The sequence below is a fragment of the Streptomyces sp. E-08 genome, from assembly GCF_049913095.1.
Classification (GTDB): Bacteria; Actinomycetota; Actinomycetes; order Streptomycetales; family Streptomycetaceae; genus Streptomyces.
In genome coordinates this window covers 4499053-4523875 of the sequence record NZ_CP183971.1, presented here as the reverse complement: position 1 = coordinate 4523875, position 24823 = coordinate 4499053, and the positions used below count along the sequence as shown (strand labels likewise).

Sequence of the window (24823 nt, the reverse complement as noted above, 5' to 3'; positions counted from 1 at the left end):
AACCGCTCCCGCCGCCGGGACTATTCCGGGTCCGCTCAGAGGCTGAGGCCCTTGGAGCGGAGCCAGGCCGCCGGGTCGATGCCGTCGCCGCCGGGCGTGTGGACCTCCATGTGGAGGTGGGCGCCGGTGACGTTGCCGGTGGCGCCGACGCGGCCGATGGTCTCGCCGGTGCCGACGGTCTGGCCCGCGCCGACCGTCATGGACGAGAGGTGGCAGTACCAGACCTCGGTGCCGTCCTCCAGCTCCAGGACGATCCGGTAGCCGTAGGAGCCGGACCAGCCCGCCGACTTGACGGTCGCGCCGTGGACGGCCTTGAGCGGGGTGCCCGTGGGGGCGGCGAAGTCGAGGCCGGTGTGGTAGCCGGAGGACCACATCGAGCCGGACTGCATGTAGGTGGCGGTGAGGGTGTACGAGGAGACGGGGAGGGAGTAGCTCGCGGCGAGCTTGGCGAGGCGCTCGGCCTCGGCCTTCGCCTTGGCCTCCGCTTCCGCCTTCGCCTTGGCTTCCGCCTCGGCCTTCGCCTTGGCCTCGGCGGCGGCCTTCTCCGCGGCGGCCTCCTTGGCCTCGGCCTCGGCGGCGGCCTTCTCGGCCGCTGCCTTCTCCACGGCGGCCTTGTCGGCGGCGTCGGCGGAGGCCTGCTGCTGCTCGGCCTGCTGGAGGATGCGGGCGCGCAGGGCCTCGCCCGCCGCGGGGGCGGTGGTGGCGGCCTGCTCGGCCTGCCCGGTGCTCTCGTCGCCCACGGTGGTGTAGGTGGCGGCGGTGAGCGGGTTCGGGTTGGCGCGGGCCGCGCTGACGACCTCGCTGTGCTGCTCGGGGAGGAGGTCGCCGACGCCGGGGATGTCGTGGGCGTCCGGCAGGTCCAGGTCCGGGAGGTCGGGCAGCGATATGGCCACCGGGGGCTTGTCCTGCGCGGTGGCGAGGCCGCCCGCGCCGACGGCCGCGATCACGCCGACGCCGAGGACGGTGGAGGAGCGTGCGAAGTTGGAGCGCTGCTTGACGACCCGGTGCCGGCCGCCGGAGCGGAGGGAGCCCTCGGTGGGGTTCCACTCGGTGTCCGGGGCGGAGGGAGCCGCACCGCCGCCGAAGGCATCGAAGGGGGCTTCGGGTGCGGGGGTGTTGGACGCCACGTGAGGGGCGCTCCTTTCCTTCCTTCTCGCCTACCGGGTTAGCTGACGGGTTCGGAGCAGGAAGGTCTCCTACGGGCTCGACCGCACGGGTGCGTGGTCCGCACGGGTGCGAAGGGGCCCGATTCACCCCAAGTGGTGGTTCCCCGGTTCCTTTTCAGGATTCGGCGCGTGCGCACGGTGCCGCCTCTTGCGACGGCTGGGACGACCGCGCTGCGTTATCGAACGTTAATAGACAGGGGGTCCCGATTCCAAGCCGTCCCCCTTGATCATTCATTGAATTGAGGGGTAATGGTCCGACTTGACCCCCCTTCAGAACACGCCGCCCAAACCCTCGCGATCTGACGTTATGTCAATTGTTATCGCAGCGGCACCCCTCGACTACGCCTGGTGACCGGGGTCCTCCGGCGGCACCACCGGCATCGTCCGGCGCCGCTCCGGCTGCCCCGTCGCCGGGCGGCTCACCGCCAGCAGCGCCATGTCGTCCGTCGATCCGCCGCCCGTGTGGAGCCGTACGTCGTCCACGAGCGCGTCGAGCAGCTCCTCGGGCCCCGGGAAGATCCGTCCGGCGAGCCGCGCCGCCGGATCGTAGAAGACGCCCTGCCCGTTCCGCGCCTCCGAGAGGCCGTCCGTGTAGAAGAGCAGCGTCGCGCCCGGCGGGAACGGCCGCGCCTCCGCCCGGTCCGGCCACGCCGCCAGCTCCCCCATGCCGAGCGGCAGCGCCGCCTCGCCCGGCTCCATTACGTCCAGCCGCCCGTCCGCGTACAGCATCAGCGGCGGCGGGTGGCCGCGGTTGACGACCCGTACGAAACCGTCGAAGGTCCCGCTCCCGTCGGCCCGCTGGATCTCGGCCAGGACGGCGGTGGTGAACCCCTCGAAGGCGTCGAGCCCGTCCCTGCGGGTGCCCTCCCTGGCCAGCGCCCGTTCGAGGCGCTGCGCCACGCCCTCCAGGGTCCGCTCCTGCTCGGCCGCCTCCCGGAAGGCGCCGATGACGACGGTGACGGCCTCGACCGCGTCCATCCCCTTGCCCCGGACGTCCCCCACCACGAGCCGCACCCCGTGCGGGGTGTCCTGGACGGCGAACAGGTCACCGCCGATGAACGCGTCGGCCTGCGCCGCCTCGTACCGCGCCGCGCACTGCAGCCCGCCGATCCGCTCGGCGGGCGTCGGCAGCACCGCCTTCTGCGCGGTCTCCGCGATGACCCGCGCCGAGGCGAGCCGCTCGCCGCTGCGGCGCACGACCCGGTTGATGAGGACGGCGAGCGCGGAGACGGTGAGGACGGTCAGGGTCTCGGTGAGGGCGGCGACCTCGTCGACGGTGCCGTTGTAGGCGTGCAGCCCGACGGAGGCGAGGACCGCGGCGACCCCGGTGAGCAGGGTCGTCAGCGTGGAGAAGAAGGGCGCGGCGATCAGCGGGGCGGCGGAGAAGAGCGGCGACGCCGTGTACTCGGGGGGCGTCGCCACGTCGTAGGCGACACCGCCCACGATGATCAGCGGGGGCAGCGCGCGGATGAACCGACGGGCGCCGCCGTACTCGGCGCGGCCCTCGCCGCCCCGCCGCCCGCCGCCCGCCGCTCCTAGGGGGTGCCCCACCTGTGCTCTCCTGCCCGGTCCGACCGGCCGCGGTCCGCACCGCGCCCTCCCAGGGTGGCCGCCGCCGCGAGGGGCGGCGACTCCCACGGGGCCGAGTGGCGTACGGGTCAGCCGGCCGCCAGCCGGCCGCCCCGGGCGAGCAGCGCCATCGCCGCCGCGCAGGTCAGGCCCACCGCGCACAGCACGAGCCACGGCGTCGCCGACCAGCCGGTGACGTCGAGGAGCGCGCCCGTCCCCAGGTTCCCGAGGGTGATCCCGACCCCGCAGACCGTGTTGTAGAGCCCGTAGTGGGTGGCGACCCAGCGCCCCCGGGACAGCGCGACGACGGTGTCCATCTCGTACGGGTAGAGCACGGCGTTCGCGACGGACAGCACGGCCGCGCACAGCAGCAGTCCGGCCAGGCCGCGCCCCAGGACCGCCGGAACCAGGAACGCCCCGCCCATCAGGGCCAGCCCGAGGACGAGACACCGCTCCCGGCTGAGGCGGCGCCGGCACCAGGCCGTGATCCGCAGCTGCCCGGCGAGCGCGACGAGCGCCGAGACGACGAACAGCGCGGTCGTCGCCGCCGTGCCGCCCGCCGCGAGCGGCAGCGCCAGATAGACCTGGAAGGACAGCACGTACGAGCCGGTCATGGCCAGCGAGAAGAGCCAGAAGGTCCGGTGCGCGAGGACCGTGCGGAACTGCCCCCGCCGCTCCCGCGGCGCCTCCGCGACCCGTACGGGCAGATGCCGGAGCTGTACGAGGGTCAGGCCGGCGAACAGCACCGCCGCGACCGCGCACGTCAGCCGGAACGACACCCCCGTCAGGGCCACCCCGACGAGCGGCCCGAGCAGGATCCCCGCCTGGTAGTACGTGTTGAACAGCGCGAAGGCCTCCACGCGCCGCTCCTCCCCCGCCTCGGCCGCGAGACAGGCCCGCACGGCGGGATTGAAGAGCGCCCCCGCGAGGCCCGTCGCGAGCGAGGCGGCGATCAGCATCGGCAGCGACTGCGCGAAGGCGAGCGCCCCGAAGCCGACGGTCCGCAGCGCGCAGCCGGCCACGATGAGCGGCTTGAACCCGAGCCGGTCGGCGAGCGCCCCGCCGACGAGGAACATGCCCTGCTGGGAGAGGTTCCGGGCGCCGAGGACGAGGCCGACGGCCCAGGCGGCCATGCCGAGCCCGTCCGCGAGGTGCGCGGCCAGGTAGGGCATGAGCATGTAGAAGCCGAGGTTGATGGTGAGCTGGTTGAGGAAGAGGAGCCGTACGGCCGGGTCGAAGGTGCGGCTCTGCTTCCAGATCCCGCCCCGGGCCGCGGCGGACGTGGTCGCCGTCGTCACCGGACACGCTCCAGGGCCCGCCGGGTCCAGCCGCTGACCGTGCCGTCGGAGACGTACGCGGCGGGGTCCTCCCGTACGGGACCGTCGAGCAGCCCGTGCGCCGCGCAGAACTCGTCGTTGAAGACGGTGTCGAAGTACCGCTGCGGCCCGTCCGGGAAGACGGCCGCGATCCGGGTCCCGCGCGGCCGTGTGCGGGCCAGCCACCCGGCGACCAGGGCCACCGCGCCCACGCTCCAGCCGCCGGTCGCGAAGTGCCGCGAGGCCAGCCTGCGGGCCGCCCGGACCGCCTCCGCAGGGCCCACCCAGTGCACCTCGTCGAAGGCGCCGTGGTCGACGTTCCCCGGGTGGATGGAGGAGCCGAGGCCGCGCATCAGCCGCTCCCCGGCCGGCAGGCCGAAGACGGTGGAGTTCACGGAGTCGACGCCGACGAGCTCCAGGGCCGGGCTGCTGGTGGCGCGCAGGGCCCGGGAGATCCCGGCGGAGTGGCCCCCGGTGCCGACCGCGCAGACCAGGACGTCGATGCGGTCGAGCTCCGCGGACAGTTCGGCGGCGAGCCCCCCGTACGCGGCGGGGTTGTCGGGGTTCCCGTACTGGTTCGGCCACCAGGCCCCGTCGAGGCCTGCGAGCAGCTCGGCGACCCGGTCCATCCGGGCCTGCTGCCAGCCGCCGTGCGGGCTGGGCTCGGGGACGACGTGGACCCGGGCGCCGTGGGCGACGAGCATCCGCTCGACGATCGGTTCGAGGCCGGGGTCGGTGACGACGTGCACGGGGTGGCCGTGGAGGACGCCCGCGAGGGCGAGACCGAGACCGAGGGTCCCGGAGGTCGACTCGACGATCGGGGCACCGGGCCGCAGCTCCCCGCGGCGGCGGGCCTGTTCGACCATGTAGAGGGCGGCGCGGTCCTTGATGCCGCCGAAGTTGAAGCCTTCGAGCTTGGCCCAGTAGCCGTCGTCCGTCCACAGGACGGGGGTGTTGCCGACGGTCTGCCCCGCGACGGGCAGCGTCAGTGGTGCGGTCATGGGAGGTACGTCCTAGGGGTGGGTCGCGAAAGGGAACCTGGTCACGCGGGTGTGCGGGACCCGGTTCAGTTCCGGTCCACCCCGAGGGCGACGAGCAGCCGGCCCGGCTCGGGGCCGGGGCCCGCCCGGTCCCGGACGCAGCGCGCGCGGGGATCGGTGCGGAGGTCCGCCGCGTACGGCAGGACCACGGCTCCGCCGGCGTCGGGCGCGGCGGGCTGGGAGGAGGCTGCCTGTGCGGGGAGGTGGGCGTCGAAGCTCCAGGCGTCCCCGGACCGCTCGCAGCCGTGCGGGAGCGCGGGGGCGGAGGCGGTCGCGGTGCCGGAGGCCGGCAGCAGGTGCCCGTGGGAGCCGTGGCAGACGCTCACCAGGAGAGCGAGGAGCGCGAGCAGGACGAGCACGGCGGGCGCCCGCCGGCTCACATCGCTCACACGCTGGCCACTCATGGTGCGCGTGAGACTACGGTGGGTGCGGAGCGCCCGCAAAGAGGCGGGCGCGCTTTCGGCCACCGTTTACTTCGGACGGGCCCCTCAGAGGTTCCGCTCCGCGTAGACCCTCATCGCGTCCCGGACGAGGAGCGCGGTGCCCTCGCCGTGCCGGTCGTAGTTCGCGGTGAAGCGCGGGTCGTCGACGTACATCCGCCCGAGACCGATCAGGTACTCCCTGCTCGGCGTCGTGGTCGTCGACAGCCAGGTGACCTGGCGCCGGGCGATCGCCTGCACCTCGTCGCTGTCGGCGGCCAGACCCTCCCGGGCCGCCCGCCCGAACGCGCGGGCGATGCCGTCCTGCTCGGCCATGAACGCCTTCTTCTGCGCGTCACCGAGCGAGCGCCACCAGCGGTCGCCCTTCTCGTACGCGTCGCGGCCCCAGCGCTCGGAGACCTCCTCCTCGTACCGCGTGTGGTCGAAACCGTCGAACACTTCCTCGGCCATGAGCTCTTCTCCCTCCTCGGTCTTGTGGAGAGTGGTCCGCACCGACGCGATCTGCCGTCCGATGCGCTCGCGCTCCTGCTCCAGGAGCGCGAGATGGGTGCGCAGGGCGGCGGACGTGTCCCGCTGCCCCGCGAGGACCTCGGCGATGGCGGGCAGCGAGAGCCCCAGCTCGCGCAGCAGCAGGATCCGCTGCAGGCGCACGAGCGCCGCCTGGTCGTAGTACCTGTAACCGTTCGCGCCGATCCGGCTCGGTTCCAGCAGTCCGCGCTCGCCGTAGTGGCGGAGGGTGCGGCTGGTGGTGCCGGCCTTCTTGGCGATCTCCTGGATCGACCACTCCATGCCGAGAACGCTAAATCTTGACGTTGCGTAAAGGTCAAGCGGAGAAAGCGGAGAAACGCGGGAACGACGAAGGCCCGGATCCAGTGACTGGATCCGGGCCTTCGTTGCTACTGAGTAGCGGGGACAGGATTTGAACCTGCGACCTCTGGGTTATGAGCCCAGCGAGCTACCGAGCTGCTCCACCCCGCGTCGGTGAACATGACTCTACGGCATGACCGGGGCGATCACGAAATCGGTTCTCGTCAGCAGCCGCAGTCGTCGGAGTCGACCGGCGCCGTCAGCGGGTCCGCGGCCTTCTCCGCGGGCCCCTCCCACGTCTCGTACGCGAAGCCCTCGCGCACCCAGTACTCGAAGCCTCCGAGCATCTCCTTCACCTGGAAGCCCAGCTCGGCGAGGGCCAGCGCGGCACGCGTGGCGCCGTTGCAGCCGGGGCCCCAGCAGTACGTGACGACCGGCACGGACCGGTCGAGCAGCTGCTCGGCCTGCTCGGGGATGAGCGCCGTCGGCAGGTGGATCGCGCCCGGGACGTGCCCCTGGTCCCAGGAGGCGGTGGAGCGGGAGTCGATCACCACGAAGCCCGGGTCGGCACCCTCGGCGGCCGCGGCGGCCAGCGTGGAGGCCACGTCGGAGACGTCGGCGTGGAAGGCGAGGCTGGCGGAGAAGTACGCGGCCGCCGCGGCGGGGGAGGCCGGCGGGGTGCGGAGTACGGGGTTGACCTGCGGGGTCGTCGTCGTCATGGTGATCAATCTACGGACGAAGATCATCGTGCTGAAGTGGGGATTCACGGTGGTCGGGGGCTTCGGCCGGGGAATCCCGGGCGTTCGCCACGAGACGGCGGGGATCTCACGTACCGGGACCGTCGGACTCGCCTCCGGTGTCACATCAACGGAACTTGATCCGTCATGTCGGCATGACGGGACGCGAACGGGGAGATCGACGAGTGGACCACGACAGGGAAGTCGCCCGGACGGCCGGCCAGGGGGCCGACAAGGAGTTCCTGGCCCGGCGCTTCGACGCCGACCGCGGCCATCTGCGGGCGGTCGCCTACCGGATGCTGGGCTCGCTCAGCGAGGCCGAGGACGCCGTCCAGGAGGCCTGGTTCAAGCTCAGCCGCAGCGACGTCAGCGGCGTGGAGAACCTCAGCGGCTGGCTGACCACGGTCGTCGGCCGCGTCTGCCTGGACATGCTGCGCTCGCGCGGCTCCCGCCGCGAGGACCCGCTGGAGTACTACGTCCCCGACCCGGTGGTCCGGGTCGCCGACAGCACCGACCCCGAGCACGCGGCCGAGCTCACCGAGTCCGTCGGGCTCGCGCTCCTCGTCGTCCTGGACACCCTGGGACCGGCGGAGCGGCTCGCGTTCGTGCTGCACGACATGTTCGCCGTCTCCTTCGACGAGATCGCCCGGATCGTCGACCGCACCCCGGCGGCGACCCGCCAGCTCGCCAGCCGCGCCCGCCGCCGGGTCCAGGACGCCACCCCGGCCCCCGGCCCGGACGCGCGCCGTCAGCGGGAGATCGCCGACGCCTTCCTCGCCGCCGCGCACGGCGGCGACTTCGAGGGGCTGCTCGCCGTCCTCGACCCGGACGTGGTGCTGCGCGCGGACGGCGGCCGGACCCTCGCCGCCGTCTCCAAGGTCGTGCGGGGCGCCGAGGCGGTCATCTCCCAGGCCCTCACGTACGCGAAGTTCCGCACGGGCGTGCTCCAGGTGGTCGCCAACGGCCAGCCCGCGGTCCTGTCGGTCGTCAAGGGGCGCCCGAGCTCGATCATGACGTTCACGGTCGTCGGGGACCGGATCGTCGAGCTGCACATCCTGGCCGACCCGGAGCGCATGGCCACGCTGGGCTTCACCGAGGAGGAACTGGCCCGGGCGACGTACTGATCCCGGCCCGAGTGCGAGAGGGAACCGTTCGTGCGAGTTTGTACGGGTCGGTTCCCTCTCGTCCCACAAGGCGGCCACCGTGCAGCTGACCCCCGAGGAGGCCCGCCGGACGGCGGCCGACGGCTGGATCTGGGGCTACCCGCTCCTGGACAACTACCGCACGATGTACGCGCAGGCGATCGACTCCGACGACCCGCGGTACGTGGGCGGATTCGGCCGCTTCCGGCACTACGCCGAGCCCTTCACCCCGGCGGACACGGACGTCGTGACCCCGAACAACGACACCCCGTACTCACTGGCCTGGCTCGACCTGCGCGCCGAACCCGTCGTCGTCTCCGTCCCGGCCGTGGACCGCTACTACGTGCTCCCGTTCCACGACCTCGACACCGCCTACGTCGGGTTCGTCGGCTCCCGCACGACCGGCCGGGCCGCGGGCCACCACCTCGTCACCGGCCCCGGCTGGACCGGCACCGTCCCCGAGGGCATCACGAGCGTCCTGCGCGCCGACACCTTCCTCGTCGGGATCACCGGCCGCACCCACCTGGCCGGACCCGAGGACGTCCCCGCCCTGCGCGCGGTCCAGGAGCGGTACGAGCTGCGCCCCCTCTCCACGTACACCGACACGGCCGCCCCGCACCCCGCCGACGAGCCGGTGTGGCCGGTCTGGCGCGAGGAGGACCTCGGGACCGTCGAGTTCCTCACCCTCCTCGACTTCCTGCTCGGGTTCTTCCCCGTCCTGGAACGGGAGCGCGCGCTGCGCGGCCGTCTCGCGGCGCTCGGGATCTCCGGCACGGGCGCGTTCGAACCGGCGGCACTCGCCCCCGGGATCCGGGCCGCGGTCGACCAGGGCATCGCCGACGGCCGGGCCCGCCTGGCGAAGGCCACGGCCGCCACCCGCGTCTCCACGGACCTCTTCGGCACCCGCGAGGAGCTCGGCGACGACTACATCGGACGCGCGGTCGCCGCCGACGTGGGGCTCTACGGCCTCCCCTCGGCCGAGGCCTGGTACGGCGGCTGGTCGGCGGACGACCACGGCGAGCACCCGCCGAACGGACACCACCACGACCACCAGGTCCGCTTCCCGCCCGGACAGCTGCCCCCAGCGCGCTTCTTCTGGTCCGTCACCCTCTACCGGCTGCCCGAACGGCTGCTCGTCGCCAACGAGATCGACCGGTACGCGATCGGCGACCGCACCCCGGGGCTCGTGTACGACGACGACGGCGGCCTCACCCTCCACGTACGGAAGGACCGGCCGGCCGACCCGAAGCAGGCGGCGAACTGGCTGCCCGCCCCGGACGGCCCGTTCAGCCTCGTCGTCCGGCTGTACGGCCCCGACCCGTCCGTCCTCGACGGCACCTGGCGGCTCCCGCCGCTCACCGTCACGGACTGACCCCGCTCACTTCTCCCCGGCGGTCAGCCAGCTCACCGCCGCCAGGGACACGCCAGCGCTCGCGATGCCCAGCAGGGCGCCCGCGGCGACGTCACCCGGGTAGTGCACCCCGGTGTGCACGCGGGAGTAGCCCACGGTCCAGGCCAGGGCCGCGAGCGGCAGCGTGGCGTGCGGCAGCACCGACCCCACGGCGGTGGCGAAGGCGACCGCCGACGCGGTGTGCCCCGACGGGAACGACGCCGAGGCCGGCATGGGCACATGACGGCCCACCACGACCCGGGCCGCCTCCCGGTCGGGCCTCCGCCGGTGGACCAGCCGCTTCCCGAGCAGGTTCGCCGAGGCCGAGGCCACCGCGATCGCCCCGACCCCGGCGAGCGCGGCCCGGCGCGGCCGGCCCGGCACGAGCGCAAGCGCCGCCGCGACCGTGAAGGAGATCTTGGAGTGGTCGGCCGCCGCGGAGAGCCGGCGGAACGCCGTGTCGAGCGTGGGCGTCGCGGTCGCGGCCACCGCGCCGTACACGGCGCCGTCGACGGCCCGGATGTCGTGCAGGACGGACCGGAGGGTCCCGGTCGTCGTCTGGTCGTCGGTCATGCGCCGCTCCTAGCGGGTTCAGGGGTACGGAGTTTCACGAGGCGGGCGAGTCCCACCGGTCGCCACGGCCCGGCCGCGCGGACCCCGAGGCGTCCTCGGGGAAGGCGAGCCGGGTCAGGCGCCGCCAGTCCAGGGGCGGCGGGGGCACCGGCGAACCCGGCCGGCCGCGGGGCACGAGGACCCGCAGCGCACCCGGGCGGAGGGTGCAGACGACCGGCGTGGGCAGCGTCAGCGCCTCGCCGTCCACGGCGACGGAGATGACGGCGCCCGCACCGCCCGGGCCGCCCCCGACCTCCACCCTACGGGCCGTCAGAACGTTCAGACCGGTCGCCTGGGTGCCCAGTACGGCCAGCTCGGCGGCCTGGGCGGCCCCGTCCACCCGGATGCCGATCACCCCGAGCTCACCCCCGTCGAGACGCGTCCTGCGGGCCGCGACCGCACTGAGCGGATCCGGCGCCGCGTACGGGTTGTTGCTGACCAGGAGGGCCTGCTGCCCGGTGAGCGGGACGGCGTCCGCGGTCGCGTCGAGGCGGTCGCCCTCACCTCCCTGGAGCAGGTCGGGCAGGACGTCGATCGCCGTGCCCGCCTTGTCGTCGCGGTACTCCGGGCGCTGGACCACGTCCGCGTACACCCCGAAGGAGACCGTGTTGACGAAGGGACGCCCCGCGACGTCGCCGAGGTCGATCCGGAGCTCCTCCCCGTCGTACAGCGCGTCCAGGCAGCGGGACGGGTCGGTGCGGTCGAGCCCCAGGTCCATCGCGAAGTGGTTGCGGGTGCCGGCCGACACCACCAGGAACGGCAGGTCGTGCTCGGCGGCGACCTCGGCCACCAGCGCCTGTGTGCCGTCCCCGCCCGCCACGCCGAGGAGGTCGGCGCCCTCGGCCACGGCCTTCCGGGCGAGCCCGGCGACATCGGCCGGCGCGGACGGATCGAGCAGGATCACCCGGGCCCCGAGCGCCTCCGCCCGCGCGACGAGCCCGAACCGCTCGACCTTCCCGCCACCGGACTTCGGGTTCATGATGAGGACGGGCCGGCGCGGCGGCGGGACGCGCTCGCCCCGGGTCAGCGCGGCCCGCTCCTCCTCCGGACGGCGCAGCGCGGCCCGCGCGCAGGACAGCGCCACGCCCCACAGTCCCAGCGCCACGAAGGCGTTCACCCAGACGCCCCCGGCGACGTACAGCCCCAGGGTCGCGAGGGGCGCGGCCACCGCGAGGACCGCCCCGAACACCCGCACCGGCCCGCGGTGCGCGAGGAACCACCAGACGCCCGCCGCCGTCGCGGCGAACCCCACGATCCCGCTCAGCAGGATCAACAGCCCGCTGCCGAGCGCGGTCAGCAGGGCCGCGGCCGCGCCTCCCGTCGCGAACAGCGCGCAACGGGCGAGCTGCCGTGCCTCCCCCGCCGGATCACCGGTACCGCTGGCCGCCACCGACCCCACCTCCACACTCCGCGTCCACGCTTCCCCACGTTGCCCGGCGCCGCCCCCGTACGCAGCCGTTCGGACGAACGAAGTTCCGAGAACTAGGACCGAGAAAACCCGAAGATAGTTCTCGGGGAGCGATGACTTCCCGGCGGCCACGCCGTCTTCACTCCCGTACGGCACCACCGAGAAGCCACGGACGAACAGGACCGGCCCCATGCGCATCGTGATCAGCGAGTTCATCAGCCTCGACGGCGTCGTCCAGGCCCCCGGCGGCCCCGAGGAGGACACCGACGGCGGCTTCGCCCACGGCGGCTGGACGCACCCCTTCTTCGACCCGGAGGTCGTGGGAGGCGCGTTCGCCGAGGCGACCGCCCGGGCCGAGGCCCTGCTCTTCGGCCGGCGCACCTGGCAGACCATGGCCGCCGCCTGGCCGGAGCGGGCCGGCGACCCCTTCGCCGACCGGATGAACGCGCTCCCGAAGTACGTCGTCTCCCGCACCCTCGGCGAGGCCGACCTCACCTGGAACACCACGCTCGTCCCCGGCGACAAGGCCGTGGAGCGCCTCCGCGAGCTCCACGAAGCCCCCGGCGGAAGCCTCCTCGTCATGGGCAGCCCCAGCCTCGCCCGCACCCTCCTGGCCGAGGACCTGGCCGACGAACTCCGCCTGATGGTCATGCCGGTGCTCCTCGGCGGCGGAAAGTCGATCTTCCCGGCGGACGGCGCCCTGCGCACCCTCGAACTGGCCTCCACGGTCACCAGCCCCCAGGGCGTCAACGTCTGCACGTACCGCCGCCCGGAATCCCGCTGACCCCGTGAACGACGGAGCGCCCCGACCGGAGGATTCCGGTCGGGGCGCTCCCCGGCAGGTCATGCGGATTCGAGGATGGGGCGGATCTCGACGGTCTCCGGGGTGGGGAGGCTCCTGGCGAGTTCGACGGCTTCCTCGCGGTCGGCCACGTCGACGACGAACCAGCCGCCGAGGGTCTCCTCACCGGCGTGTGCGGGTCCGTCGGTGACCGTCCTCGTCCCGTCGGCCGTCCTGCGAACAGTCGCGGGAGCGATGCGTTCGGTCTCCAGGGCATCGCCGCCGACCAGTTTCCCGGCCGCGGCGAGGCCGCCGATCCAGCCTTCGTACTCCTTCCGGTACGCGGCCCGGTCGGCCTGGATCCGGCGGCGCGACTCATCCGTCTCGAAGATCACGAGTGCGTACTTCATGGCAGTTCCTCTCCGGCCGCCGAGCGGGCGGCCGCTGCTGATGCCGTGTGCGGGGCAGCCTGGTCAGGCGGTGCTGTCCGCCGGGACGATTCGGGCGAGTGCGCCGATCTCCAGCGCGGCCCACACGGCGCCGTCGGGGCCGATGGTGATGCCGTGCGGCTCGGAGCGGGGGGTGGGCAGGTCGTGGACGGTGACGGAGCCGTCGGGGGTGATCGCGCCGACGCGGTTGCCTCCCCATTCGGTGAACCACGCGGTGCCCTGTCCGTCGACGGTGACGGCGTGCGGCCGGGCGGTGCGGTCGGGCAGCGGGAACTCGGTGATTCGCCCGTCGGGCGTGATCCGGCCGATCTGCCCGGCGGCGATCTCGACGAACCACAGCGCGCGGTCGCCGCCCGCCGCGATCCCGACCGGTGCCGCCGCCTCCGTCGGCAGGGGATGGAGGGTGATCGCACCGTCCATGCCGATCCGGCCGAGGGCGTTGCCCTGGTTGAGGGTGAACCACATCCCGCCGTCGGCACCGGTGGTGATCGCCGAGGGGAAGGCGCCGGTGACGGGCAGGGGGAACTCGGTGATGCGGCCGTCGACGGTGACGCGGCCGATGCGGTCGGCGGCGGTCTCGGTGAACCACAGGGCGCCGTCGGGTCCCGCCGCGATGCCGAACGGCCCGCAGCCGGGCGTGGGCACGTCGAACTCGTCGATCACGCCGTCGGTGGTGATCCGCCCGATCCGGTCCGCCTCGTACTCGGTGAACCACAGAGCCCCGTCCGGGCCGGTCGTGATGACGGTCGGCCCGCAGTCGGGGGCGAGCCGGTGGCTCGTCGGCTCCTGGCCGGGGACGAGGCGCCCGATCCGGCCGCTGTGGACGAGGGTGAACCACAGGGCACCGTCCGGTCCCGTGGTGAGGGCGTAGGGTCCGGCCGCGCTGTCGGCCACCGGATGCTCTTCGACAGTCACATGGGTCACTCGGGTCACAGGGGCTTCTCCAGGGCGTGGTCGGCTGCGATGCGGGCGATGTCGGCCGGGGTTCCGGCCATGATGGTGCGGGCGTGCTCGGTGACGAGGTCGGAGGGCCAGTCCCACCAGGCGGCGCGCTGCAACCGTTCGATGTCGGCGTCGTCGAAGCGCTGCCGGATCGGTCGGGCCGGATTGCCACCGACGATCGTGTACGGCGGGACGTCGGCGGTGACCACCGCGCCGGCCGCGATGATGGCTCCGTCGCCGATCCGCAGGCCGGGCATGACGGTCGCCCCGTAGCCGAACCAGACGTCGTTGCCGACGACCGTGTCGCCGCGGCTGGGCATGGCGGTGACGATGTCCAGGGTCTCCTCGGTCCACCGGCCGCCGAACATGGTGAACGGGAAGGTGGACACCCCCATCGTCGGATGCTCGGCGCCGGCCATCAGGAAACGGGTCCCCGTGGCGAGCGCGCAGTACCTGCCGATGACCAGGCGCTCGGGTCCGTAGCCGTAGAGGACGTTGCGGCGCTCGAACTCCGTGGCGCCGTCGGGATCGTCGTAGTACGTGTACTCGCCCACGGTGATGCTCGGCGAGGTGATCAGGGGCTTGAGGAACACCACCCGGTCGTGCGCGGGCAAGGGGTGAAGGGTGGTCGGATCGGGTGACAAAACGCTACTCCTCGGGAGGGGGTGGGGGCCGGGGAACGGCTTCGGTCTGGTGCCTCGTCCCAGGCGGTGACCGCACCGGGTCGGGCTCAGCGAAGTGCGGCGGCGCGACGGGGTGGTCCGCGGTCCGTGGACTCCGCGGCGCGGAACTCGCCCGGCCCGGTGGGCGTTGCGGAACCTCACCGCACCGCGAGGCCAGGGAGGCCGATGTCTTCGCCGTCGGCGGCGATCACCTGGGGCGCGGGCAGCTGCCGAGGACCGCATCCCGCACTGGGGTGCGGTCCTCAAGGCATGCGGCTACGAGGGCCGGCCGCCGTACGGAACGGTGATGAGTTCCATGGCGTGACCCGCCGGGTCCATGAAGTACACGCCGCGGCCACCGTCGTTGTGGTTGACCGTGCCGGGCTGCTTCCGGTGGGGGTCGGCGTAGTGCTCGATGCCGCGCTGTCTGATCTGCGCGTACGCCGCTTCGAACTCCTCCTCGGAGATCAAGAAGGCGTAGTGCTGGGGGGTGATGCTGTCCGCGGGGACGGTGGCGAAGTCCAGCGTGACGCCGTTACCCAGACCGACCGCGATGAACGGACCCCACTCGGCGGTGATCTCGAGATGGAGAAGGTCCGCGAAGAACTCAGCGGACTCCCGGTTGTCCCGGGCGTGAACGATCGTGTGATTCAACTCGACTGACAAGGAATGCCTCCGAAGGCATGTCCCGACACCTCCATGCCTCACCCAGCCGGTGACCGACACGCGATGTTGCCGTAGATCATATCTATCTCCACCCAGTGAATCAAGGGCAGTTGACATGAGCTGCGCCTGCACCGACGGAGCCGCTCGGGCGGACGTGCAGCTCAGCGGCCAGATGGTCCTGGCCCGAGGAAGTCGAGCCGGTCCTCGACCGTGGCTGCGCCATGATCGCCGCCGTCGACTGCCTGAGCGAGGACGGGACGGTCCTCGTCTTCGATCCGAACGCGATCACCGAGCAGGACCAGTGAGGCCGCCAGGTGCCCCTCAGTCCGCCGGGGTCCGCCTCCCGGCCCAGACCGTCCGCTCACGCCCGCCCCTGGAACGACGGAGCGCCCCGACCAGTCGAAACCGGGTCGGGGCGCTCCACAGCAGGTCAGAGGGTCTCCCCTCGCCCGCCGCTCGGTAGGCCGTGTGGGACTCGAACCCACAACCAATGGATTAAAAGTCCACTGCTCTGCCAATTGAGCTAACGGCCCGTGGACAAGCACACCCGAGCAGCATAGCCCGAGAGGGCCCGGGAACCGATCGGGTATCCGACACCGGCCGCGCCGCGGGCCCGGCCGGTGTCGGCCGGGCCCGCGGTGGGGCGGACCGATCAGAACAGGGCCTTGAAGGCGTTCCAGCCGGAGCCGACCAGGACGCGGGAGCCGTACGTGCCGCGGCAGGTGCCGTCGTAGGCGAAGAGCCGGCCCGTCGTGTCGCGGGCCGCGAGGTCCGCGCAGCCGTCGCCGGTGATGTCGCCGATCCCCACCAGGGAGGAGTAGCCGCCCCAGCCGGGGCCGACCTTCACGCGCGCGGTGACGCCGCCGGTCGCGGTGGAGTAGTAGCGCCACAGGACGCCGGAGGCGTCCACGCCGAGCAGGTCGCCGCGTCCGTCGCCGTTGAGGTCACCGGCGCCGGCCAGCTTCTTGTACAGCTTCCAGTTCGTGCCGATCCGGACCCGGTTCTTCACGCGGTGGTCGGCGGTGCCGGCGTAGAAGTACACGTCACCGGTGGACGCCTGACGCGCGACCAGGTCCGCGTAGCCGTCGCCGTTCGCGTCACCGGGGGACGTGAGGACGTCGTACTGTCCCCAGCCGGAGCCGATGACGGTGTACGGGGAGGCCGCCGAGACCACCTTGTCGCAGCCGGGGCGGTAGGCCCGCAACTGGTCGCCGACCCGGGCGAGCACGTCCGCGCACCCGTCGGCGTTCACGTCCCCGAAGGGCACCAGGACGGACGACGCCGCGAACTTCGTCCCCGTCCCGGCGATCCGCGCCGACAGACCGCCGTAGCCGTTGCCCTTGTACAGGGACACCAGGCCCGCCGTGTCCATCACGAGGAGGTCGCCCTGCGTGTCGTTCCCGGCCAGGTCCCGCCAGGCCGGGCGGCCGCCGGTCACCGAGACCGTGCCCGTGAGGGACAGGTCCGCGCCCTGGCCGTCGGCCGTGGACGCAGCCAGGTGCCAGCTGTACCGGCCGTTCGGGACGGGCCTGCCCGCCGCCGTACGGCCGTCCCAGGAGACGTCGACCCGGCCGCGGGTCTCGCCGCCGCCGTAGCTGCGGATCACGGCCCCGGTGTACACGTCACGCAGCGTCAGCTGCCAGATCGAGGCGGGCTTGGACAGCGTCCAGGAGGCCTTCCAGCCGTCCTTGAACCGCATGCCCGCCGGGACCTTCGCCGAGGCGGCGCTCAGACCGGAGGCGGGCACGCCGGTCCACAGCACGTGGACGCGGCTGTCGGTGTCCTTGTACGCGACGCCCCCGCCGAAGCGGTCGACGGTCCAGACGACCCGGCGCGCGCCGTACACGGGCGTGGAGGTGGGGAGCGTACGGGCCGCGGCCGCCGTCCCCGTGTGGAAGTCGGTCAGCCGGAGGGACGTCGAGCCGTACTGGTCCACGAAGTAGCCGTCGCCGAGGAGACCGCCCTCGCCGTACGAGCGGGGCAGCGCGATCTTCGCGCCGCTCCTCAGGTCGACGACGCCCTGCTTGGCGAACTGCCCGCAGGCCCAGTACAGCCAGCGTCCGCCCGCCGTCTGGAGCTCCGTCAGCGGGCAGCCGGAGCCGGTCGCGACCTTGCCGAGGTCCTTGCCGGTGGCCAGGTCCTTGCGGGCGACCTCGCCGGTCGTCGCCGTCCCCGTGAACAGGGTGTCGCCCCAGAGGGCGGCGGCGGTCTGCGGCTTCGTCGACACGACGGCCCGCGCGTCCAGGTCCACGACGATCGTCTCGCCGCCGGAGACGAGCTCACCGGGGAACGTGGGCCTCCCGGTCTGGACGAGCGCCCAGCGGCCGAAGGCGTCGGCGAGCCGACCGTCCTTGTCGACGGTCACCCGGGTCGGCCGCCCCGCGGTGTCCCGGGCGACGACAGCCCGCGCGGTGTACGGGACACGGGGGTAGGAGACCGTGCGGCCGTCGCCGGTGGCGAGGAGCGGCGACGCGTTCCACTCGGCGTCCGGCTCGACGCCCTGCCACACCGGCGCGGACTCCCCGGTGTGGACGGGACCGACGGGCAGCGTCCGGCCGTAGAAGCCGGCCCCCTTCGGGCCGTCGTACTCCAGCGTGGTGAGCCGGCCGGCGCCCAGCGCGAGGGCGTCGATCTTGGACGCCAGCGGCTGCAGGCGGCGCAGCTTCTCCAGGACGGGCGCGCCGCCGTTCTTGCCCGGGACGGCCTTGAGGAGGGACCAGTCGGTGGCGGAGCCGCCGCCGGTGACGGCCGCGCCGCCGCCGGTGACCTGGTTGACCTCCGCCTCGGCCTTCTCCAGGAGGGTCTGCGTGCGCCCGTCCGGGTGCAGCGCGACCAGCCGCCGCTTCAGGGCGGCGTCGGTGCCGGAGGCGTCGCCGAGGGCGAGCACCCAGTCGCCGACGAGGCCGATCCGTGCGGTGGAGAGCCCCTCGGGCAGGGCGAACGTCTTCTCGGGGCCGGTCAGGTCGGCGCGCTCCCGCAGGTGCACGGTGCGGTCCCTGTCGACCCAGGCGATCCGGTCGGGGCTCACGGCCACCGGCGCGACAAGCACGCTCGCTCCGGCCGGGGTCGGCGCGTCGATCGCGGTCATCCGGCCGGTGTGCAGGTCGATGACGCCGAGGTCGGTGTAGTCGTACGCGTACGGGTCGGCGGACCGGTTGAAGCGGATCACGGCGACGGAGCCGTCACCGGCGGCGAGGCGCGCGGTGTGCAGGTTGGCTCCGGCGGGCCACCCGGTGACCGGGACCCGGGCGCCGGAGGGGTCGTCGGCGCGGACCAGGTAGTAGCCGGTGGTCGTGGAGAAGTCCTCGGCGGAGGCGTACTGCTGGAAGAGCAGCGTGTCGCCGAGCAGCCCCCGGTAGCTCGCGTCGCGGGGCATGTCGAGCGGCTTCTCGGTGCCGGTCCCCAGGTCGCGGAGGTAGTGGATGCCGATGCCGTGCTGGAGGTAGAGCCACTGCCCGCCGACACCGGCCTCGGCGAAGGCCCCGTTCCCCGTGTCGTATCCGAGCGGGACGCTCTCACCGCTCGCGAAGTCGGTCCACTCCAGTTGCCCGCCGAAGGTCGGGTCGGCGTCCTCGGTCTCGTGGGCGTACCCGGTGGCGGAGACCGAGGTGACGGTCTCCTGCCGGGGCACGGTCCGCCAGTTCGGCGTGATGTCCAGCTGGTCGATGCCCGCGACGGGCGCGGCCGTCGCGGCCGGCGTGAGGCCGATCCCCGAGGCGAGCAGCGCGGCGGCGAGGACGGCGGTACGCGCGCGTGGTCTGCGCGCGCGTGGATGACGGATCAAAGAGAGGTCCCTCCCCAGGGAAACCCGATGTGCGGGATGCGGGGAGGATCCCGGGCCGGGCCCCCTGGCCGGCGCTCCTCACCCGCGTCGTTCGACCGGCTGAGCGTATCCCGCCGAACACGGGTACGAGACAGGGCCCGTCCCCGCACCGGAGTGCTGGGACGGGCCCTGTCTCAGGGTCCTACGCGATGTCAGCCGTTGCGCTTCCAGCGCGGCTTGTCGTCGCGGCGGCCGAAGGAACCGCCGGTCGTGCCGGTGCTGCCGCGGTGGTCGTCACGACGGCCGTACGGGCGGTCGCCGCCGCCCGAGCGGAAGCCGCCGGCGGGGCGGTCGTCACGACGGTCGCGGTTGAACGGACGGTCGCTGCCGCGGTGGCCGCCGGCGGGACGGTCGTTGTCGCGGCGCTCGAAGGAACGGCCGCCACGGTCGTCACGGTTGAAGCCACCCGACGGACGGTCGTCGCGGCGGAAGCCACCGGACGGACGGTCGTTGTCGCGGCGCTCGAAGGAACGGCCGCCACGGTCGTCGCGGTTGAAACCGCCGGAGGGGCGGTCGTCGCGGCGGAAACCACCGGACGGACGGTCGTTGTCGCGACGGAAGCCACCACGGTCGCCACCGCGGTCGTCACGGTTGAAGCCACCCGACGGACGGTCGTCACGGCGGAAACCACCGGACGGACGGTCGTTGTCGCGACGGAAGCCACCACGGTCGCCACCGCGGTCGTCACGGTTGAAGCCACCCGACGGACGGTCGTCACGGCGGAAACCACCGGACGGACGGTCGTTGTCGCGACGGAAGCCACCACGGTCACCGCCACGGTCGCCACCGCGGAAACCACCGCGGTCGTCACGGTTGAAGCCACCGCGGTCACCGCGGTCACGGCGCTCGAAGTTGCCCCGCTCGTCGCGGAACGTCGAACGCTCCTCGCGGCGCTCCTCCGCCTTCGCGGCGCGCTCGGCCTCGACGGCGGCGGCGGCGACCTCGGCCTCGGCGGCCTCGGTCACCTCGGCCACGGCGGCCTCCGGGTCCTCGCCGCGCTCACGGGCGGCGCGGGCCACCAGGCGGTCGGCCTCCTCGCGGAGCTCGACGGCGCGGCGCTGCAGGCGCTCCAGCTGCTTGGTCAGGTCGACGACCTCGCGCTCGGCCTGCTTGGCCGAGTTGTTCGCGGAGTCGGCCTGGACCTCGGTCAGCGAACGGGCGCCGGTGATCTCGGCGACCTCGGGGTCGAAGGCGCCGGCACCGCCGACGATGTGGCGCGAGGCGTCGACGCCCGCGTCCTCCATGAGGCGGAAGATCTGGCGGCGCTGGTGCGGCAGGGCCAGGGAGACCACGACACCGGAGCGGCCGGCGCGGGCGGTGCGGCCCGAGCGGTGCAGGTAGTCCTTGTGGTCGCCGGCCGGGTCCACGTTCAGGACCAGGTCGATGCCGTCGACGTGGATGCCTCGGGCGGCGACGTCGGTCGCGACGAGCGCGTTGACGTAGCCGTCCTTGAAGTCGGCCAGGGTGCGCGTACGGGCGCCCTGGGTCATGCCGCCGTGCAGGGCGTCGGCCTTCACACCGGCGTCGCGGAGCTGCTCGGCGATGCGGTCGGCGCCCAGCTGGGTGCGGACGAAGATGATCGTGCGGCCCTTGCGCGCGGCGATGGCGGCGGTGACCGGGGCCTTGTCCTTCGGCTTCACGACGAGGACGTGGTGGGTCATGGTGGTGACGGCACCGGCGGACGGGTCGACCTCGTGCGTGACCGGGTCCACCAGGTAGCGCTTGACCAGGCTGTCGATCTCGTTCTCCAGGGTGGCGGAGAAGAGGAGGCGCTGGCCGCCGGCCGGGACCTGGTCGAGCAGCTCGGTGACCTCGGGCAGGAAGCCCAGGTCGGCCATCTGGTCGGCCTCGTCCAGGACCGCGATCTTGACCTGCTCCAGGGAGCAGGCGCCGCGGTTGATGATGTCGCGCAGACGGCCCGGGGTGGCGACGAGGATGTCGACGCCGCGCTCCAGGGCGTAGATCTGGTTGCCCATGGACGTACCGCCGCAGACGACCTTCATCTTGAGGCCGAGGACGTCGCCGTAGGGCTGGAGGGCGTCCGCGACCTGCATCGCGAGCTCACGGGTCGGGGTGAGGATGACGCCGCGGGGCTTCTTCTTCTCGGTGTGGCCGTCCGCGAGGGTGGCGAGCAGCGGCAGACCGAAGGAGAGGGTCTTGCCGGAGCCGGTGCGGCCGCGGCCGAGGATGTCCTTGCCGGCCAGGGCGTCCGGGATGGTCGCCGCCTGGATCGGGAAGGGGGTGGTCACGCCGTTCTGCGCGAGCTTGCGCACGACGCCCTCGGGCAGACCGAGGTCGCCGAAGGTGATGGTGGGCTCGTCGGAGACGGCTTCCTCGACGAGCGCCTCGGCGGCGTCGTCGGCCTCGATCTCGACGATCTCGACGATCTCGTCGGCCTCGACGATCTCGGTGGCCTCTACGGCCTCGACGATCTCGTCGTTCTCGGGCATGACGGCGTGGTCAGAACTGAAAATGGACATGCGAAATGCGAAACCTTCCGGAGTCTCGGCACGCGCCCGTCAACTCCGTGATTTCGCAAACGACCGCCTCAATGCGGTCAGCCACGGCTAGGGAGAGTACGCGCCACGCGGCGCTCTTCTGTGTCGGCGCCGGGCAATAGGATCAAGCGATCTACCACCATACGGACTCTCCCCCACCTATAGCAAATCGGACTACGTCACACCGGTCCGACCTGCGGAGACGCCGCGGGCTCCGGGGGCGCCCCCGGCCCGTCCGCCGCCCGCATCGCACCCATCTGGGTGTCGGTCCCGGACGGCGGCGGATCGGTCGGGTTCGACGTCGGTTCGGGGGTCGGCTCCGGCGTCGGGTTGGAGGTCGGCTCCGGTGTCGGCTCGGGGCTGGGCACGCTCGGCTCCGGCGTGGGTGTGGACCCGCCCCCGTCCGCACCCCCGGCGCCTCCGCCACTGCCGCCGTTCCCCCCGCTGGCGCCGGTGCCCCCGCCGGCGCCGTTCCCGCCGTCGCCCGAGCCGCCGCCCGTGGCGTCGTGGCCGCCACCGGCCGGCTGCGACTGCGACGGCCCTCCTGACCCGCCCGGGCCCTCCACGGGCAGTACGGCGCCCGCCGAGGGCTTCTCGGTGCCGGACGGCGAGCCGCTCGGGACCGGGGACTCCTTGCCGGCGCCGGCCGGGGCCGGACCGCCCCGGTCCGGCCGGCCGTTCCAGGACTCGCCGTCGCCGCCCTGGGCGCCACCGCCGCCTTCGGCCCCGGCCGCCGCACCGTGCTTCCCCCCGGACGCGCCGGGCGCCGGCTTCGCCCCCTCGTCACTCACACTCATACAGCCGCTCAGACCGGCACAGGCCGCGACGGCCAGCGCGGTGGCGGCCCATCTCACCGGGGTGGGCAAATGGCGCACGGGGGCACCTCCAGGACACAACAGGCAGGAACGGAACGCGTCGCACTGCCCAACTCCCCGGGCACCACAAGGGACACGCGCCGAGCGGCCCGAGCCTCAGCCGTAGCCGAGCGCGTGCAGCCGCTCGTCGTCGATGCCGAAGTGGTGGGCGATCTCGTGCACGACGGTGATCTCGGTCTCCGCGACGACGTCCTCGCGCGACTCGCACATGCGCAGCGTCGGGCCCCGGTAGATCGTGATCCGGTCGGGCAGCACGCCGGCGTACCACTCGCCGCGCTCGGTGAGCGGCGTCCCCTCATAGAGCCCGAGCAGCTCGGGATCGTCCGGGGACGGTTCGTCCTCCACGAACACGGCGACGTTGTCCATCAGCCGCGTCAGCTCCGGCGGGATCCGGTCCAGGGCCTCGGCGACAAGCTCCTCGAACTCCTCGCGCGTCATCTCCAGCACGAGCCCATTCTCCCCCGCCGGGAAACCGTTTTGGCGATAGCGGCCGGCATCCCATATGCTTCTCACGTCCCCGACGCGCTGAGAAGCGCGCAGGTGAGCCTCTAGCCCTCATCGTCTAGTGGCCCAGGACGCCGCCCTTTCAAGGCGGTAGCACGGGTTCGAATCCCGTTGGGGGCACGCATGATCGTGTGCGAGACTAGTGATCGCACACAAGCTTGGCTCTGTGGAGCAGTTGGTTAGCTCGCCACCCTGTCAAGGTGGAGGTCGCGGGTTCAAGTCCCGTCAGAGTCGCTGAAGCTGGAAACAGCTTCGTGGCTGGGTAGCTCAGTTGGTACGAGCGATCGCCTGAAAAGCGATAGGTCGCCGGTTCGACCCCGGCCCCAGCCACAGAGAGAAGGCCCCGTTCGAAAGAACGGGGCCTTCTTCGTTCCCCGGCGAGATGCGGCGTGAGATGCGGCGGTACGGGGAAGGGGCCCGCGCCCCTCCCCCGTACGGCTCAGGCCTCCTCGCTCCGCCGCGCCTTGCGGCCCCGCAGCGCGAGTGCCACCGCCACCGCCGCCACGACCCCGACGAGCAGCGCCCAGTCCGGCACCGAACGGCCCAGCGCGGCGACCCGCTCCTCCACGGCGAAGGAGTCGTCCACCGACAGCAGGCCCGGTAGCGCGGTCGTCCCGTCGAAGACCAGGAAGAGGGTGCCGAGGGCGATGAAGAAGAGGCCCGAGAGCAGCGAGGTGGAGTGGACCTCGAAGCGCCCGATCCGCAGCGGCCGGCCGCGCAGCCAGCGCCGCCGGCCCAGGTCGTACCGGTCCCAGAGCAGCGCCAGGACGAACAGCGGGACGGCCATGCCGAGGGCGTAGACGGCGAGGAGCAGCCCGCCGTACGCCGGGCTGCCGCTCAGCGCCGCCACCGTCAGGACGCTGCCGAGGATCGGGCCCGCGCAGAAGCCGGCCAGGCCGTAGACCAGGCCGAGGGCGTAGACGGAGAGCGCCGAGGTGGGGCGGATGCGGCCGCTCGCCTCGGCGATCCGGCGGGAGGTGAAGCCCAGGCCGAGGATCTGGAGGACGCCGAGGCCGATGATCAGCCAGCCGCCGGCGGTGACGAGCAGGTCCCGGTGGCCGTAGAAGAAGCGGCCCGCGAGGGAGCCGGCCGCGCCGAGCGGGACGAGGGTGGTCGCGAGTCCCGCGTAGAGGATGCCGGTCCTGGCCATGAGCTTCGCGCGCGTGTCGATCGAGTACGCGAAGAAGGCGGGCAGGAGCAGGGCGCTGCACGGGCTGAGAAGGGCGAGCAGCCCGCCGAGGAAGGCGGCGAAGTAGCCGATGCCCGAGGTCACGGCCTGGCCTTGGCCGTCTTCGCGGCCGCCTCGATGGCCTCCGTGAAGGTCTCCAGGGGCTGGGCGCCCGCGATCGGGCGGCCGTTGACCAGGAAGGACGGGGTGGAGGTGGCGCCGAGGGCGTAGCCCTGCTCCTGGTCCGTGCGGACGGCCTCGCGGGCCGCCGCACCCTCGGTGTCCTTGGCGAAGCGGGCGGCGTCGGGGACGCCGGCCTCCTTCGCGAGGGCCGCGAGCCGGTCCTTGCCGAAGCCCTTCTCCTTGGCGCCCTCGGCGTAGGCGGCCTTGTGGAACTCCCAGAAGCGGCCCTGCTGCCCGGCCGCCCAGGAGGCGCGGGCGACGGTCTCCGACTCCTCGCCGAAGATCGGGAAGTTCCGCCACTCGATGCGCAGGGTGCCGTCGTCCACGTACTTCTTCACCAGGACGGGCTCGGTGTCGCGGGCGAACTTCCCGCAGTAGCCGCACTTGAAGTCGGCGTACTCGATGAGCACGACAGGCGCGTCGGCGCGGCCGAGGGCGAGCTTGTCGGAGGCGTCGCGGCGGGCGTAGGCCTCCAGTTCGGCGTAGACGCCGGCGGTCGGGTCGGCGGAGACCTCGGCGACGGACGAGGAGCCGGAGGCGCCGGGGGAGGCGGGCTTGGTGGCGGTGTACGAGACGACGCCGAGCAGCACGGCGGCGGCCGCCACCCCGGAGACGATGGCGACGGGCTTGGTCCTGGACATGCGG

The 24823-nt window shown here is 73.1% G+C and carries 22 protein-coding genes, 5 tRNA genes and 1 riboswitch; of the genes, 6 read left to right on the top strand and 21 right to left on the bottom strand.

Annotation, left to right across the window (positions count from 1 at the left end; all coding sequences use genetic code 11):
• Positions 1-35 precede the first annotated feature (35 nt).
• The 8 genes from ACN9MM_RS20815 to ACN9MM_RS20780 form a co-directional block, all read right to left on the bottom strand.
• Positions 36-1127: a M23 family metallopeptidase gene (locus ACN9MM_RS20815; protein ID WP_426365014.1), complete on the bottom strand. Its 1092-nt coding sequence runs from the start codon at positions 1125-1127 to the stop codon at positions 36-38.
• Between the two features lie 12 nt (positions 1128-1139).
• Positions 1140-1304, bottom strand: a riboswitch (cyclic di-AMP (ydaO/yuaA leader).
• Positions 1305-1505: 201 nt separating this feature from the next.
• Positions 1506-2717 carry a PP2C family protein-serine/threonine phosphatase gene (locus ACN9MM_RS20810; protein ID WP_426365013.1) on the bottom strand — a complete coding sequence of 404 codons (1212 nt, stop codon included), beginning with the start codon at positions 2715-2717 and terminating at the stop codon, positions 1506-1508.
• Positions 2718-2824: 107 nt separating this feature from the next.
• Positions 2825-4033, bottom strand: coding sequence for an MFS transporter (locus tag ACN9MM_RS20805; protein WP_426365012.1), 1209 nt, complete (start codon positions 4031-4033; stop codon positions 2825-2827).
• Positions 4030-5052 (bottom strand): PLP-dependent cysteine synthase family protein, encoded by a 1023-nt coding sequence (locus ACN9MM_RS20800; RefSeq protein ID WP_426365011.1) that lies wholly within the window; start codon positions 5050-5052, stop codon positions 4030-4032. Before ACN9MM_RS20800 ends, ACN9MM_RS20805 begins: the two co-directional genes overlap by 4 nt.
• A gap of 65 nt (positions 5053-5117) precedes the next feature.
• The gene (locus ACN9MM_RS20795; RefSeq protein WP_426365010.1) at positions 5118-5495 is read right to left on the bottom strand and encodes a hypothetical protein; all 378 of its coding nucleotides are present in this window, start codon (positions 5493-5495) and stop codon (positions 5118-5120) included.
• Between the two features lie 84 nt (positions 5496-5579).
• Positions 5580-6320 carry a MerR family transcriptional regulator gene (locus ACN9MM_RS20790; RefSeq protein ID WP_426365009.1) on the bottom strand — a complete coding sequence of 247 codons (741 nt, stop codon included), beginning with the start codon at positions 6318-6320 and terminating at the stop codon, positions 5580-5582.
• Between the two features lie 115 nt (positions 6321-6435).
• Positions 6436-6509: transfer RNA gene (locus tag ACN9MM_RS20785), tRNA-Met, on the bottom strand.
• Positions 6510-6562: 53 nt separating this feature from the next.
• Positions 6563-7057, bottom strand: a complete 495-nt coding sequence (locus ACN9MM_RS20780) for a rhodanese-like domain-containing protein (RefSeq protein ID WP_383697146.1) — start codon at positions 7055-7057, stop codon at positions 6563-6565.
• Positions 7058-7230: 173 nt separating this feature from the next.
• Between ACN9MM_RS20780 and sigJ the strand changes: the two genes are divergently transcribed.
• On the top strand, positions 7231-8199 hold the full coding sequence (sigJ, locus tag ACN9MM_RS20775; RefSeq protein ID WP_426365008.1) for an RNA polymerase sigma factor SigJ: 969 nt from the start codon (positions 7231-7233) through the stop codon (positions 8197-8199).
• A 79-nt stretch (positions 8200-8278) separates the two neighbouring features.
• Positions 8279-9589 (top strand): DUF1254 domain-containing protein, encoded by a 1311-nt coding sequence (locus ACN9MM_RS20770; RefSeq protein WP_426365007.1) that lies wholly within the window; start codon positions 8279-8281, stop codon positions 9587-9589.
• Between the two features lie 6 nt (positions 9590-9595).
• Here ACN9MM_RS20770 and ACN9MM_RS20765 read toward each other — a convergent pair whose 3' ends face one another.
• Both ACN9MM_RS20765 and ACN9MM_RS20760 read right to left on the bottom strand, forming a co-directional pair.
• Complete coding sequence (locus tag ACN9MM_RS20765; RefSeq protein ID WP_426365006.1) at positions 9596-10180, bottom strand: phosphatase PAP2 family protein; 585 nt, start codon at positions 10178-10180, stop codon at positions 9596-9598.
• A gap of 34 nt (positions 10181-10214) precedes the next feature.
• Positions 10215-11609 (bottom strand): diacylglycerol/lipid kinase family protein, encoded by a 1395-nt coding sequence (locus tag ACN9MM_RS20760; protein WP_426365005.1) that lies wholly within the window; start codon positions 11607-11609, stop codon positions 10215-10217.
• 208 nt (positions 11610-11817) lie between these two features.
• Between ACN9MM_RS20760 and ACN9MM_RS20755 the strand changes: the two genes are divergently transcribed.
• Positions 11818-12411, top strand: coding sequence for a dihydrofolate reductase family protein (locus ACN9MM_RS20755; protein WP_426365004.1), 594 nt, complete (start codon positions 11818-11820; stop codon positions 12409-12411).
• 59 nt (positions 12412-12470) lie between these two features.
• On the opposite strand, the gene ACN9MM_RS20750 is transcribed toward ACN9MM_RS20755, so the two are convergent.
• The 9 genes from ACN9MM_RS20750 to ACN9MM_RS20710 all read right to left on the bottom strand — a co-directional run bounded on the left by ACN9MM_RS20750 (position 12471) and on the right by ACN9MM_RS20710 (position 22770).
• A complete protein-coding gene (locus ACN9MM_RS20750; RefSeq protein WP_426365003.1) occupies positions 12471-12818 on the bottom strand; it encodes a YciI family protein in 348 nt (115 codons plus the stop codon).
• Positions 12819-12881: 63 nt separating this feature from the next.
• Positions 12882-13772 carry a virginiamycin B lyase family protein gene (locus ACN9MM_RS20745; RefSeq protein ID WP_426365002.1) on the bottom strand — a complete coding sequence of 297 codons (891 nt, stop codon included), beginning with the start codon at positions 13770-13772 and terminating at the stop codon, positions 12882-12884.
• A gap of 14 nt (positions 13773-13786) precedes the next feature.
• Complete coding sequence (locus tag ACN9MM_RS20740; RefSeq protein ID WP_426365001.1) at positions 13787-14443, bottom strand: CatB-related O-acetyltransferase; 657 nt, start codon at positions 14441-14443, stop codon at positions 13787-13789.
• A 294-nt stretch (positions 14444-14737) separates the two neighbouring features.
• Entirely contained in the window at positions 14738-15127 is a 390-nt protein-coding gene (locus ACN9MM_RS20735) for a VOC family protein (RefSeq protein ID WP_426365000.1), read from the bottom strand.
• A 460-nt stretch (positions 15128-15587) separates the two neighbouring features.
• Positions 15588-15660 (bottom strand) — tRNA-Lys (locus tag ACN9MM_RS20730).
• Positions 15661-15779: 119 nt separating this feature from the next.
• On the bottom strand, positions 15780-18911 hold the full coding sequence (locus ACN9MM_RS20725) for an FG-GAP-like repeat-containing protein (RefSeq protein ID WP_426364999.1): 3132 nt from the start codon (positions 18909-18911) through the stop codon (positions 15780-15782).
• 191 nt (positions 18912-19102) lie between these two features.
• On the bottom strand, positions 19103-21430 hold the full coding sequence (locus ACN9MM_RS20720; protein ID WP_426364998.1) for a DEAD/DEAH box helicase: 2328 nt from the start codon (positions 21428-21430) through the stop codon (positions 19103-19105).
• Positions 21431-21627: 197 nt separating this feature from the next.
• Entirely contained in the window at positions 21628-22245 is a 618-nt protein-coding gene (locus tag ACN9MM_RS20715) for a hypothetical protein (RefSeq protein WP_426364997.1), read from the bottom strand.
• A gap of 174 nt (positions 22246-22419) precedes the next feature.
• Positions 22420-22770: a metallopeptidase family protein gene (locus tag ACN9MM_RS20710; RefSeq protein ID WP_030496497.1), complete on the bottom strand. Its 351-nt coding sequence runs from the start codon at positions 22768-22770 to the stop codon at positions 22420-22422.
• Between the two features lie 104 nt (positions 22771-22874).
• Here ACN9MM_RS20710 and ACN9MM_RS20705 point away from each other — a divergent pair.
• From ACN9MM_RS20705 to ACN9MM_RS20695, 3 genes are all read left to right on the top strand, one after another.
• Positions 22875-22947 (top strand) — tRNA-Glu (locus tag ACN9MM_RS20705).
• Between the two features lie 40 nt (positions 22948-22987).
• Positions 22988-23061 (top strand) — tRNA-Asp (locus ACN9MM_RS20700).
• Positions 23062-23083: 22 nt separating this feature from the next.
• Positions 23084-23157, top strand: a tRNA-Phe gene (locus ACN9MM_RS20695).
• A 109-nt stretch (positions 23158-23266) separates the two neighbouring features.
• Here ACN9MM_RS20695 and ACN9MM_RS20690 read toward each other — a convergent pair.
• Positions 23267-24100, bottom strand: a complete 834-nt coding sequence (locus ACN9MM_RS20690) for a cytochrome c biogenesis CcdA family protein (protein WP_426364996.1) — start codon at positions 24098-24100, stop codon at positions 23267-23269.
• Complete coding sequence (locus tag ACN9MM_RS20685; protein ID WP_426364995.1) at positions 24097-24819, bottom strand: DsbA family protein; 723 nt, start codon at positions 24817-24819, stop codon at positions 24097-24099. The genes ACN9MM_RS20690 and ACN9MM_RS20685 overlap by 4 nt, the downstream gene beginning before the upstream one ends.
• Between the last annotated feature and the right edge of the window lie 4 nt (positions 24820-24823).